The organism is Citrobacter sp. Cf088 (assembly GCF_030334295.1).
Classification (GTDB): domain Bacteria; phylum Pseudomonadota; class Gammaproteobacteria; order Enterobacterales; family Enterobacteriaceae; genus Citrobacter; species Citrobacter freundii.
In genome coordinates, this window is sequence record NZ_JAOWEE010000057.1 from 352,861 (window position 1) to 366,039 (window position 13,179).

The following is a 13,179-nucleotide window of genomic DNA, read 5'->3' on the forward strand; positions in this document are numbered from 1 at the left end:
ACAAAAAAGGCCGGTTAAACCGACCTTTTATTATCTGGACGCCATTCGGGCGTTAAAAACAATCAGCGACTACGGAAGACAATGCGGCCTTTGCTCAGGTCGTACGGGGTCAGCTCAACAGTCACTTTGTCGCCCGTCAGGATGCGGATATAGTTTTTGCGCATTTTACCGGAGATGTGTGCAGTAACCACGTGACCGTTTTCTAACTCTACGCGGAACATGGTATTAGGTAACGTATCGAGAACGGTACCCTGCATTTCAATATTGTCTTCTTTGGCCATCTAATCCTCTGGGGTATCACTACCGTAATTTGAACCGGCAAGATAATGCCGAAGTTCTTTTAATAAGTAAAGATTTGTGCGTTTAAAACACAGCAAATCGGGTTTGGCGCATTACTCTAACCACACACGGCAAAGCCGCACTTAAAGCGCAACGTGTAAGGGAACGAGGAGATAAACGATAGGCGTTGCCTGACGCGAACTGTTCCTTAACGGCGGCGGGGTAATGGGCTAAACCAACTCTGCGCGACAATTATAACACCCCGACAAAAAATGTGCCGAAAACATTCACCCCTGAGGCGAAAATAACGTCCTGGGAACCCAGAAATGGCTCGGTAGCCGCTGCTGGCGCAGTCTGCTCAGGTGTTCAAGGTACTCCCGACGAGGGGTTTCGACGGCGCCCAGCGAAGCTGTGTGGCTATTTAATACCTGGCAGTCGATTAATTTTCCGCCCTGACGGATAAATTCAGCGCAAAAAACAAGCAGTGCGGTTTTGGACGCATTTTCCTGACGGCTGAACATTGATTCGCCACAAAATAGTGTACCTTGCTCCACGCCATACATACCGCCCACTAATTCATTTTTTCGCCACACTTCAATGGAGTGCGCATGGCCCAGTTCGTGCAGGCGATGGTAGGCGTCCACTACATCATGCGTGATCCAGGTGCCTTCTTCCCGGTCGTTCGCGCAGCCTTCAATCACCTGACCGAACGCGTAATTGAGCGTCACGCGATAAGGCGAGTTTTTATGAAAGCGTTTCATGCTGCGGCTGAGATGAAATTTCTCGGGCCAAAGAATGGCGCGTGGATCGGGCGACCACCAAAGGATGGGGTCGCCAGGCGAAAACCACGGGAAAATTCCGCGCTGATAGGCCATTAATAGTCGGGCTGGACTGAGATCGCCGCCAAGCGCCAACAAACCGTTAGGCTCGCGTAAAGCGCCTTCCGGTGAAGGGAAGGCTATAGAATGACGGGACAATTGCACCAGGCGCATGACTGCGAAACTCCACTACGCGAGTTTGATCGTTCAATAATAGCTTACAGACGTTGCTTAAACTGGTAATAACGTCCCTGCCGGGCTAACAAATCTGCGTGATTACCTTGCTCAATAATGTGTCCGTTGTCCATCACTATTATTTGATCAAAACGTGACAAGCCGCGCAGACGATGTGTCACCATCAGTACGGTTTTATCACGCATGGCATCGCCAATTAATTCAAGCATTTGGCTTTCTGTTGTTGCATCAAGTCCTTCGGTCGGTTCGTCCAGCAGCATCAGTGGGGCATCGTGCAATAAGGCACGGGCGATAGCCAGACGACGAAGTTCGCCACCAGAAAGCTGTCGACCCCCTTCGCCTAACCAGGCGTTGAGTCCATCACCCTCAAGCAGTTTGTCCAGACCGACGCGGCACAGCATTGCGGATAATGTGTCATCACTGGCGTGCGGTGCCGCCAGCAGAAGATTGTCGCGAAGCGTCGCGCTGAACAGGTGCACGCGCTGTGGCACGACGCTGATGCTCTGGCGCAGCGTGGTTTCACTGAGGGCTGAAATCGGCTGCTCATTAATCAGAATTTCGCCGTGCTGCGGATCCCATGCACGGGTAAGCAATTGCAGTAACGTTGACTTACCGCATCCGGTGCGGCCGAGAATCGCAATATGCTCACCGGGCTGAGCCTTCAGGGAAAGGGTGTCGAGCGCTTTTTGTGCTTGTCCCGGATAACTGAATGATACATCGCGTAGCGTGAGAGTGACCTGCTCAGAAACCGGGGAACCGGCATCCGGGAAGGTGACTTCTGGCTGCTGTTCAGTCAGTTCGGTGATGCGCAGCGCAGAGGCAATAACCTGTCCGAGATGCTGAAACGCGCCGGTGACGGGTGCTAATGCTTCAAATGCGGCCAGCGCACAGAAGACAAACAGCGCGATCAGCGCACCAGGCTGGGTATTGCCACCTACGCCACCTGAGGCCATCCATAACATCACAACCACTGCCAGTGCGCCGACTAACAGCATGACCGCCTGTGATAGCGCCGTTAATTCAGACTGACGTCGTTGGGCTTCATGCCACTGCAACTCAGTGGCTTCCATTTGCGCGCGGTAACGTTCACTGGCACCAAAGATGGTCAGTTCAGCCTGGCCCTGCAGCCAGGATGTTAACTGCTGACGATACTGCCCACGTAAATGCGTCAAGCTTTGCCCGGTGCTTTTACCTGCCTGATAAAAGAGTGGGGGCAAGATAAATAAGGTCAGCAGCATAATACCGCCGAGAGTAATAGCCAGCGTGAAATCGAGAACGCTTAGCCCCAGCGTGACCACCATGATGACGACAAAAGCGCCTACAAGCGGGGAGAGCACGCGTAAATAGAGATGATCGAGCGTGTCGACATCCGCCACCACGCGGTTAAGCAATTCACCTTGTCCATAACGGGACAGGCCAGCAGGAGAGAGCGGCAGCAGTTTGCTGAAGGTATATATACGCAAATGTTGCAGCACGCGGAACGTCGCGTCGTGGCTGACCAATCGCTCGAAATAGCGGCCCGCGGTGCGGGTGATTGCCGCACCGCGTACCCCGGCGGCAGGGAGCATATAGTTAAAACTGTAAATCCCGGTGACACCCACCACAGCAGAAGCCGACAGGAACCAACCGGAAAGCGTCAGCAAACCAATACTTGCCAACAGTGTGACGATCGCCAGAACGATCCCCAGGGTTAACATCCATTTGTGACGTTTATACAGCGTCAGATAAGGTAGCAAAGCGCGCATTTAGATGTCCTCCTGACGATGAGCCAGTAATGTCGCAAACGCCCCGTTGGCTGCGCTAAGTTCTGCATAAGTGCCTTGTTCAACGATCTGTCCGTCCTGCATCACCCAGATAGCGTCCCAGTCGGCAAGGTCTTCAAGTTGGTGTGTCACCATCAGCGTAGTCTGGCGGCGTGACGCTGCGTTCAACGCTTGCATCACGCGTTGTTCGCTGTGTGCATCCAGGCTGGCGGCAGGTTCATCCAGCAGCAGCAACTGACACGGATTGAGTAAGGCGCGAGCCACGGCAACGCGCTGCGCTTGTCCGACAGAAAGTCGAGCCGCCTGATCGCCTACTGGTGTATCTACACCCTGCGGCAGTAGCGGTAAAAACTCACTGACCGAGGCGCTGTCGAGTGCGGACTGCAGTTGTTCTTCGCTGGCATCGGGGCGAGCGAGCAGCACGTTATCGCGTAACGTGGTGGCAGGGAGCTGCGGATTTTGTCCAACCCAGGACAGCTGTTTGCGCCAGCAATCAGGCGACAGGTCGCGTAGTTCAAAGCCGTTAATCCGCAGCGATCCCTGATAAGAGAGAAATCCGGACAGGACATTAAGCAACGAACTTTTTCCGGAGCCGCTGCGGCCAACCAGCACCGCGCGTTGGCCCGCTGGCAGGGTAAAGTTGAGCGGGCCTGCAAGCACTTTACCTTCCGGCGAGGTGATGACCAGATCTCGTGCTTCGATTGACACGGCGTCTTTTGTCGCCAGCTCAATATCGCCACGCTCAGGATGTGCAAGCGGGGTTTCCATGAAGGTTTTCAGACTGTCTGCTGCACCAACGGCTTGTGCTTTGGCGTGATAAAACGTGCCCAGATCGCGCAGGGGCTGGAAAAATTCCGGCGCCAGAATGAGCGCGAGGAAGCCGGCAGCCAATGTGACACCTGTGCCGTAGTGTCCAAAATCGAGTTCGCCAAGGTAGGAAAAGCCGAAGTAAACCGCGACCAGTGCGATGGACAGGGAGGTAAAGAACTCAAGGACACCGGATGACAGGAAAGCCAGGCGCAGGACTTCCATGGTGCGCTGGCGGAAATCCTGTGACGCAGCGCGGATGCTTTCCGTTTCGGCTTCACCGCGACCAAAGATTCTTAGCGTCTCCATGCCCCGCAGGCGGTCGAGGAAATGGCCGCTGAGGCGAGCAAGAGCCTGAAAATTGCGGCGGTTAGCGTCGGCAGCACCCATACCAACCATCGCCATAAACAACGGGATCAGCGGGGCAGTTCCAAGCAGAATAAGGGCGGCCACCCAGTTTGACGGGAATACCGCCGCCACGATCAATAAGGGGACGCATACGGCCAACGCCATTTGCGGCAGATAACGTGCATAGTAATCATGCATATCGTCAATCTGCTCCAGGATCAACGTGGCCCAACTCCCAGCCGGTTTGCCTTGTATCCAGGCCGGACCTGCCTGTTGCAGACGGTCAAGCACCTGGCGGCGAATTTCAAAGCGAATATGCTGTCCTGCGTGAAACCCGACCCGTTCGCGTAACCAGACGACCCATGCCCGCAGGATGAAAATCAATACCAGCACGATGAAAGGAAGCAGAAGCGCCTCTCGGGGAATATTGGCCATGATCATATGGTCCAGAATTCGGGCCATGAGCCAGGCCTGAGCGACAATTAACAGGCCGCTCACGAACCCCAACAGGCGCGAAATGTTCAGCCATCGTTGGGAAATTACACTTTGCTGTTTTAACCAGCGGGTCAGCTCTTTTTGACGGGTTTTATTCATTGCACGCTTAGCAGGTGAGTTATTGGAATTTTTGGGCAGGGCAATGTTACAACGAGGCAAAAATAAAGGCGACTTATAGTCGCCTTTTTTACTTTTGTTACTGATTTGTAAAACTTATTTGCAAGCGTCCGCCAGACCGTCGAGATAACGTTCTGCATCAAGCGCGGCCATACAGCCCGTGCCCGCAGACGTAATCGCCTGGCGATAAATATGGTCCATCACGTCACCGGCTGCGAAGACACCCGGAATGCTGGTTTGAGTGGCATTGCCGTGAATACCGGACTGAACTTTGATGTAGCCGTTTTCCAGTTCAAGCTGACCGTCGAAAATAGCGGTATTCGGGCTGTGACCGATAGCGACAAATAACCCGGCAACGTCCAGTGATTCCACGTTGTCAGTGTTTTGCGTATCGCGCAGACGCAGTCCGGTTACGCCCATTTGATCGCCGGTCACTTCTTCCAGCGTGCGGTGGGTGTGAAGCACGATGTTGCCGTTTTCAACTTTATCCATCAAACGTTTGATGAGAATTTTCTCCGCGCGGAAGCTGTCGCGACGGTGAATCAAATGCACTTCAGATGCGATATTCGCCAGATATAGCGCTTCTTCAACAGCGGTGTTGCCGCCGCCGATCACCGCAACTTTTTGGTTACGGTAGAAGAAACCGTCGCAGGTCGCGCAGGCGGAAACGCCACGGCCTTTGAATGCTTCTTCTGAAGGCAGACCCAGGTAACGTGCTGAAGCGCCGGTGGCGATGATCAGTGCGTCACAGGTGTATTCACCGCTGTCGCCGGTCAGACGGAAAGGACGGTTTTGCAGATCAACTTTGCTGATGTGATCAAAAATGATTTCAGTGTCAAATTTGGACGCATGTTCGTGCATACGCTCCATCAGCAGCGGGCCAGTAAGATCGTGCGGATCGCCAGGCCAGTTTTCCACTTCTGTTGTTGTGGTCAACTGACCACCTTTTTCCATACCGGTAATCAGTACCGGTTGCAGGTTCGCGCGTGCAGCGTAGACCGCAGCGGTATATCCCGCAGGGCCAGAGCCCAGAATAAGAAGTTTACTGTGTTTGGTTGCGCCCATGAGATCCCCATAGTTGTTGGCAGGCAATGAGCAGGATTGTAGGGAATTTACAGACGTAAAAAAAGAGTATGGCGATTTTGTTAACAATATGTGTAATAGCAGAAACCGATGAACGGGGTGATCCAGCCGTAATACTATAACGATTTCTACTTAAAATCGGTCAGTTATAAGGTGATAAAATGACGATTTTCCATCACTGCGAATGAATAACTGGCATGTTGTACTAAAAATCGATGTTTTGCTTTGACAATCCCCTGCTGTTTTGCGAAAACATTCAAGGAAGAAAAAAACTGTGTCATGTATGTGCTGCATAATCATGCATGTAGATACCATGTTTACCGTGTTAGCGAAATCTACGCATGGTGTGGACAGATGCCATTCGTGATGTCGATAGCCGCCGACAGGCAACGGTCTTCTCACCATAAACCCAGACATTGCGAACCGAAAATCCCTCTGGGTTGCGGTTTATTTTGATGGGTAGCGACTCTGAACAGTGATGTTGGTAGAGTCAGGCAGGAGTAGGGAAGGAATACAGAGAGACAATAATAATGGTAGATAGTAAGAAGCGCCCTGGCAAAGATCTCGACCGTATCGATCGTAACATTCTTAATGAGCTGCAAAAGGATGGGCGTATTTCTAACGTCGAGCTTTCTAAACGTGTGGGACTTTCACCAACGCCCTGCCTTGAGCGTGTGCGTCGGTTGGAAAGACAGGGTTTTATTCAGGGCTATACAGCGCTGTTAAACCCGCATTATCTGGATGCATCACTTCTGGTTTTTGTTGAGATTACTCTGAATCGTGGCGCCCCGGATGTGTTTGAACAATTCAACTCTGCAGTACAAAAACTTGAAGAAATTCAAGAGTGTCATTTGGTTTCCGGTGATTTCGACTATTTGCTGAAAACACGCGTACCGGATATGTCGGCATACCGTAAGCTGTTGGGGGAAACCCTGCTGCGTCTGCCTGGCGTGAATGACACACGTACTTATGTAGTCATGGAAGAAGTCAAACAGAGCAATCGTCTGGTAATTAAGACGCGCTAACACGGAACAGGTGCAAAATCGACGCAGTTTGATTACACTCCTGTTAATCCATACAGCAACAGTGCCGGGGTAACCCGGTGCTGTTGTCCGTTTTAGCATCGGGCAGGAAAAGCCTGAAACCTGGAGAGCCGTTTTTGAGCCAGGAATACACTGAAGACAAAGACGTCACATTGACGAAGTTAAGCAGCGGGCGCCGACTTCTGGAAGCGCTACTGATCCTTATTGCCCTTTTTGCCGTCTGGTTGATGGCTGCCTTACTCAGCTTTAACCCTTCGGATCCCAGTTGGTCACAAACCGCATGGCATGAACCTATCCATAATCTGGGGGGAATACCCGGAGCATGGTTGGCGGACACGCTGTTCTTTATTTTTGGCGTCATGGCCTACACCATTCCCGTCATCATTGTTGGCGGCTGTTGGTTTGCCTGGCGACACCAGGCCAGCGACGAATACGTCGATTATTTTGCCGTCTCGCTGCGCATTATTGGCGTTCTGGCGCTGATTCTCACTTCCTGCGGGCTGGCCGCAATTAACGCCGATGACATCTGGTATTTCGCCTCTGGCGGCGTGATCGGCAGTCTGCTCAGCACTACGCTACAACCCTTACTGCACAGCAGCGGCGGCACGCTGACGTTGTTGTGCATTTGGGCGGCGGGATTAACGCTGTTCACCGGTTGGTCATGGGTGAGCATTGCGGAAAAACTGGGCGGCTGGTTACTCAATATCCTGACGTTTGCCAGCAACCGTACCCGCCGCGACGATACCTGGGTCGATGACGAAGAATATGAAGATGAAGAAGAGTCTGTCGATGCCGCTGATGGCAAACCCCATGAATCGCGTCGGGCTCGTATTCTGCGCGGTGCGTTAGCGCGCCGTAAGCGTCTGGCAGAGAAATTTACCAACCCGCTTGGTCGTCATACTGATGCGGCGCTGTTCTCTGGCAAACGCATGGATGATGAAGACGAAATTGAATACAGCGCCCGTGGCGTGGTTGCCGATCCTAACGATGTGCTGTTTTCCGGCAATCGCGCGACGCTGCCTGAATATGACGAGCTTGACCCACTGCTTAACGGCCACTCGGTGACCGAGCCTGTGGCTGCAGCAGCCGCAGCTACAACGGCCGCTCAGGCCTGGAGCGCGCCGGTAGATCCGTTGCTGCAAACCTCGCCCGTGACCAACACTGTTATGGAGCAACCGGCTCCAGCCGTAGCCTGGCAATCCGCACCAGGCCCGCAAACCGGTGATGCCGCGATTGCACCAACGCCTGAAGGTTATCCGCATCCAGCCCAGTACGCGCAACCTCCGGTGCAGCAGCCGTATGAGCCATGGCAACAGCCGGTTGTGGAGGAGAGTCCGCAGCCGCAATATTACGCACCGCAGCCGGAACCTGTTTATGCGCAGCCAGTCGCGCCGCAGCCGGAACCTGTTTATCAGCCAGAGCCTGTGCTGCAGCCTGTCTATCAACAGGATCCGACCTCTCAACAGAACGCCACATTCCAGCAGCCTGCTTATCAGCCGGAGCCTGCGCCGCAACCTGTTTATCAGCAGGAATCAATCCTTCAACAGAGCACTACGTTCCAGCAGCCTGTGGTTGAACAACCGCTTGTGGTGGAACCTGAGCCCGTGGTTGAAGAAGTTAAACCGACTCGTCCGCCGCTCTATTACTTTGAAGAAGTCGAAGAGAAACGTGCGCGTGAGCGTGAGCAACTGGCCGCATGGTATCAGCCGATTCCAGAACCTGCTCAGGAGCCTGAGCGTATTAAACCGTCTACGCCATCTATGCCGACGACTGCATCCATACCGCCCGTTGAGTCTGTTGCTGCTGTTGCACCGCTGGCTGCCGGTGTAAAAAGCGCCGCTTTAGGGGCGGGTGCAGCAGCAGCTGCACCTGTCTTTAGCCTTGCGGGCAGCGGTGCGCCGCGTCCGCAGGTGAAAGAGGGGATTGGCCCGCAGTTACCGCGCCCAAATCGTGTGCGCGTGCCTACTCGCCGGGAATTGGCGTCGTATGGCATCAAACTGCCGTCACAGCGTATGGCTGAAGAGAAAGCGCGCGAAGAGCAGCTTGATACAGATGCGTATAATGACGATGAAATGGATGCAATGCAGCAGGACGAGCTGGCACGCCAGTTCGCTCAGTCGCAGCAGCATCGTTATGGCGAAGAGTATCAGGACGATACCCACCAGACTGATGACGAAGATTCAGCCGCAGAAGCGGAACTGGCTCGCCAGTTTGCTTCTTCTCAGCAGCAGCGCTATTCCGGTGAACAGCCTGCCGGAGCGAATCCGTTCTCGCTCGATGACTTTGAATTTTCGCCAATGAAAACGCTGGTAGATGAGGGGCCGCATGAGCCACTGTTTACGCCTGGCGTGATGCCGGAGCCTGCGCCGCAGTACCAGGAACCAGTTGCACCGCAGCAGCATTATCAGCAACCGGCGCAACCTGTTGCACCGCAGCAGCATTATCAGCAACCGGCGCAACCTGTTGCACCGCAGCAGCATTATCAGCAGCCGGCGCAGCCTGTCGCACCGCTGCAGCATTATCAGCAACCGGCGCAGCCTGTCGCACCGCAGCAGCATTATCAGCAGCCAGCGCAGCCTGTTCCGCCGCAGGATAGTCTGATCCATCCGCTGCTGATGCGTAATGGCGACAGCCGTCCGGTGCACCGTCCAAGCACGCCGCTGCCATCGTTAGATCTACTCACACCGCCGCCGAGCGAGGTTGAGCCGATAGATACGTTCGCGCTGGAGCAAATGGCACGTCTGGTGGAAGCGCGTCTGGCGGATTTCCGCATTAAAGCCGATGTGGTGAACTACTCTCCAGGCCCGGTGATTACTCGCTTTGAGCTTAATCTGGCTCCTGGGGTTAAAGCGGCGCGTATTTCCAACCTGTCGCGAGATCTGGCGCGTTCATTGTCGACCGCAGCGGTACGTGTGGTTGAGGTTATTCCAGGCAAACCGTATGTCGGACTGGAGTTACCGAATAAAAAACGTCAAACCGTTTATCTGCGTGAAGTGCTGGATAACGCTAAATTCCGTGATAACTCATCTCCGCTGACTGTGGTGCTGGGTAAAGATATTGCGGGCGAACCGGTGGTGGCCGATCTGGCAAAAATGCCGCACCTGCTGGTAGCAGGGACAACCGGATCCGGTAAGTCTGTTGGGGTGAACGCCATGATCCTCAGCATGCTCTACAAGGCGCAGCCGGAAGACGTTCGCTTTATCATGATTGACCCGAAAATGCTGGAACTGTCGGTTTATGAAGGCATTCCGCATCTGCTGACCGAAGTCGTGACCGACATGAAAGATGCTGCTAACGCCTTGCGCTGGAGCGTCAATGAAATGGAACGTCGCTACAAGCTGATGTCGGCGCTTGGCGTGCGTAACCTTGCCGGTTATAACGAGAAAATCGCCGAAGCCGCCCGCATGGGACGTCCGATTCCGGACCCGTACTGGAAGCCGGGTGACAGTATGGATGTTCAGCATCCGGTGCTGGAAAAACTGCCGTATATTGTTGTGCTGGTGGATGAATTCGCCGACCTGATGATGACGGTTGGCAAAAAGGTGGAAGAACTGATTGCTCGTCTGGCGCAAAAAGCGCGTGCGGCGGGGATCCACCTGGTGCTGGCAACCCAGCGACCGTCGGTTGACGTTATCACTGGACTGATTAAAGCGAACATTCCAACGCGTATCGCCTTTACCGTGTCCAGTAAAATTGACTCGCGTACCATCCTTGACCAGGGGGGAGCGGAATCGCTGTTAGGTATGGGTGACATGCTCTATTCCGCACCGAACTCGACGATCCCTGTGCGTGTTCACGGCGCCTTTGTCCGCGATGAAGAAGTTCACGCAGTGGTTCAGGACTGGAAAGCGCGCGGTCGTCCACAATACGTCGACGGCATTACTTCTGACAGCGAAAGCGAAGGAGGCGGTGGCGGCTTTGATGGTGGCGAAGAGTTGGATCCGCTGTTCGATCAGGCGGTAAACTTTGTGACCCAGAAACGCAAAGCCTCAATCTCCGGCGTCCAGCGTCAGTTCCGCATCGGCTACAACCGAGCGGCGCGCATCATCGAGCAGATGGAAGCGCAGGGTATTGTCAGCGAACAAGGGCATAATGGTAATCGTGAAGTGCTGGCTCCGCCGCCCTTCGAATGATTGCAAAGTTAAGTAATTCAGTATTTTCTACTTTCCTCATGCTGATTTTTGGCCTGAAATGGATAGCAGAGGGATCTCCCCGTTGGGAGTGACGTATTTTGAGGAATAACGATGAAAAGAATCGCAATCACCTGTGCATTACTGTCGAGCTTTGTGGTGAGCAGTGTCTGGGCTGACGCTGCCAGCGACCTGAAAAGCCGTCTGGATAAAGTCAGTAGCTTCCATGCCAGCTTTACTCAGAAGGTCACGGACGGCAGCGGCGCAGCGGTGCAGGAAGGTCAGGGTGATTTATGGGTTAAACGTCCTAATCTGTTTAACTGGCATATGACCCAGCCTGATGAGAGCATCCTGGTTTCCGATGGGAAAACGCTGTGGTTCTTTAATCCGTTTGTTGAACAGGCGACCGCGACCTGGCTGAAAGACGCCACGGGCAATACGCCGTTCATGCTGATCGCGCGTAACCAGGCCAGTGACTGGCAGCAGTACAACATTAAGCAAAACGGCGATGATTTCGTGCTGACGCCAAAAACCAGCAGCGGTAACCTGAAGCAGTTTACGATCAATGTTGGGCGTGACGGAACGATCCATCAGTTTAGCGCCGTTGAGCAAGACGATCAGCGCAGCAGCTATCAGCTGAAATCTCAGCAGAATGGTGCGATTGAACCTTCCAAATTCACCTTTACCCCGCCGCAAGGTGTAACGGTTGACGATCAACGTAAGTAGAGGCGTGTGAGTGAGCAATCTGTCGCTCGACTTTTCTGATAATACCTTTCAGCCACTGGCCGCGCGTATGCGGCCAGAAAATTTAGCGCAGTATATCGGCCAGCAGCATTTGCTGGCTGCGGGTAAACCCTTGCCGCGCGCTATCGAGGCGGGACACCTGCACTCCATGATTTTATGGGGGCCTCCGGGGACGGGAAAAACTACGCTTGCCGAAGTCATTGCCCGTTACGCCAACGCCGATGTCGAACGCATTTCGGCGGTTACGTCTGGTGTAAAAGAGATTCGTGAAGCGATTGAGCGTGCACGTCAGAACCGTAACGCTGGTCGGCGTACGATCCTGTTTGTCGACGAAGTTCACCGTTTTAATAAAAGCCAGCAGGATGCGTTTTTACCGCATATTGAAGACGGTACCATCACGTTTATTGGCGCCACCACCGAAAACCCCTCGTTTGAACTGAACTCGGCGCTGCTGTCACGCGCACGCGTTTACTTACTGAAATCGTTAACCACCGACGATATTGAACAGGTGCTGGACCAGGCGATGTCAGATAAAGCGCGGGGTTACGGCGGCCAGGATATCGTACTGCCGCCAGAGACGCGTCGGGCTATTGCCGAACTGGTTAATGGTGACGCGCGCCGGGCGCTGAATACGCTGGAAATGATGGCCGATATGGCCGAAGTTGATGATTCTGGCAAGCGTGTATTGAAACCAGAATTGCTCACTGAAATTGCCGGTGAGCGCAGCGCACGCTTCGATAATAAAGGCGATCGTTTTTACGATCTCATCTCCGCATTACATAAGTCGGTTCGCGGCAGTGCACCGGATGCAGCGCTTTATTGGTATGCGCGCATCATTAGTGCAGGCGGTGACCCGCTGTATGTTGCTCGTCGCTGCCTGGCAATTGCCTCTGAAGATGTGGGCAATGCCGATCCTCGCGCCATGCAGGTGGCAATTTCCGCATGGGACTGCTTTACCCGTGTGGGACCAGCGGAAGGCGAACGTGCGATTGCTCAGGCGATTGTTTATCTGGCCTGCGCGCCGAAAAGTAATGCAGTTTACACCGCCTTCAAAGCCGCGCTGGCTGATGCACGTGAACGTCCGGATTACGACGTGCCGGTTCACCTGCGCAATGCGCCGACGAAGCTGATGAAGGAGATGGGCTACGGTCAGGAATATCGTTACGCCCATGATGAGCCAAATGCCTATGCCGCCGGAGAAGAGTACTTCCCGCAGGAAATGGCACAAACGCGCTATTATCACCCCACAAACAGAGGTCTTGAAGGCAAGATTGGCGAAAAGCTCGCCTGGCTCGCCGGACAGGATCAAAATAGCCCTATAAAACGCTACCGTTAGTGTTATCGTTGCGGTAATGTT

At 53.8% G+C, this 13,179-nt stretch carries 9 protein-coding genes; 4 read left to right on the forward strand and 5 right to left on the reverse strand.

The annotated features are described in order from the left end of the window. Window positions 1-62: 62 nt before the first annotated feature. The 5 genes from infA to trxB all read right to left on the reverse strand — a co-directional run bounded on the left by infA (window position 63) and on the right by trxB (window position 5,887). Window positions 63-281: a translation initiation factor IF-1 gene (infA, locus tag OGV71_RS22745; RefSeq protein WP_002211347.1), complete on the reverse strand. Its 219-nt coding sequence runs from the start codon at window positions 279-281 to the stop codon at window positions 63-65. Window positions 282-566: 285 nt separating this feature from the next. Then, window positions 567-1,271, reverse strand: coding sequence for a leucyl/phenylalanyl-tRNA--protein transferase (gene aat, locus OGV71_RS22755; RefSeq protein ID WP_204583814.1), 705 nt, complete (start codon window positions 1,269-1,271; stop codon window positions 567-569). Window positions 1,272-1,315: 44 nt separating this feature from the next. Continuing rightward, entirely contained in the window at window positions 1,316-3,037 is a 1,722-nt protein-coding gene (gene cydC, locus OGV71_RS22760; RefSeq protein ID WP_003035722.1) for a heme ABC transporter ATP-binding protein/permease CydC, read from the reverse strand. Beyond that, window positions 3,038-4,804, reverse strand: a complete 1,767-nt coding sequence (gene cydD / locus OGV71_RS22765) for a heme ABC transporter permease/ATP-binding protein CydD (protein WP_204583812.1) — start codon at window positions 4,802-4,804, stop codon at window positions 3,038-3,040. Between the two features lie 114 nt (window positions 4,805-4,918). Further along, on the reverse strand, window positions 4,919-5,887 hold the full coding sequence (gene trxB / locus OGV71_RS22770) for a thioredoxin-disulfide reductase (RefSeq protein WP_003035727.1): 969 nt from the start codon (window positions 5,885-5,887) through the stop codon (window positions 4,919-4,921). 548 nt (window positions 5,888-6,435) lie between these two features. On the opposite strand from trxB, the gene lrp reads away from it, so the two are divergent. The 4 genes from lrp to rarA all read left to right on the forward strand — a co-directional run bounded on the left by lrp (window position 6,436) and on the right by rarA (window position 13,158). Further along, entirely contained in the window at window positions 6,436-6,930 is a 495-nt protein-coding gene (lrp, locus tag OGV71_RS22775) for a leucine-responsive transcriptional regulator Lrp (RefSeq protein WP_002439523.1), read from the forward strand. 134 nt (window positions 6,931-7,064) lie between these two features. Further along, a complete protein-coding gene (ftsK, locus tag OGV71_RS22780) occupies window positions 7,065-11,081 on the forward strand; it encodes a DNA translocase FtsK (protein ID WP_286534044.1) in 4,017 nt (1,338 codons plus the stop codon). 111 nt (window positions 11,082-11,192) lie between these two features. Continuing rightward, complete coding sequence (lolA, locus tag OGV71_RS22785) at window positions 11,193-11,804, forward strand: outer membrane lipoprotein periplasmic chaperone LolA (protein ID WP_003831898.1); 612 nt, start codon at window positions 11,193-11,195, stop codon at window positions 11,802-11,804. A 10-nt stretch (window positions 11,805-11,814) separates the two neighbouring features. Continuing rightward, entirely contained in the window at window positions 11,815-13,158 is a 1,344-nt protein-coding gene (gene rarA, locus OGV71_RS22790) for a replication-associated recombination protein RarA (protein WP_003836910.1), read from the forward strand. Window positions 13,159-13,179: the final 21 nt, after the last annotated feature.

Bases quoted from the DNA above. Each gene is read 5' to 3' on its own strand.
- aat (WP_204583814.1), bottom strand. From the start codon at position 1,271: ATGCGCCTGGTGCAATTGTCCCGTCATTCTATAGCCTTCCCTTCACCG.
- cydC (WP_003035722.1), bottom strand. From the start codon at position 3,037: ATGCGCGCTTTGCTACCTTATCTGACGCTGTATAAACGTCACAAATGG.
- cydD (WP_204583812.1), bottom strand. From the start codon at position 4,804: ATGAATAAAACCCGTCAAAAAGAGCTGACCCGCTGGTTAAAACAGCAA.
- lolA (WP_003831898.1), top strand. From the start codon at position 11,193: ATGAAAAGAATCGCAATCACCTGTGCATTACTGTCGAGCTTTGTGGTG.
- lrp (WP_002439523.1), top strand. From the start codon at position 6,436: ATGGTAGATAGTAAGAAGCGCCCTGGCAAAGATCTCGACCGTATCGAT.
- trxB (WP_003035727.1), bottom strand. From the start codon at position 5,887: ATGGGCGCAACCAAACACAGTAAACTTCTTATTCTGGGCTCTGGCCCT.
- infA (WP_002211347.1), bottom strand. From the start codon at position 281: ATGGCCAAAGAAGACAATATTGAAATGCAGGGTACCGTTCTCGATACG.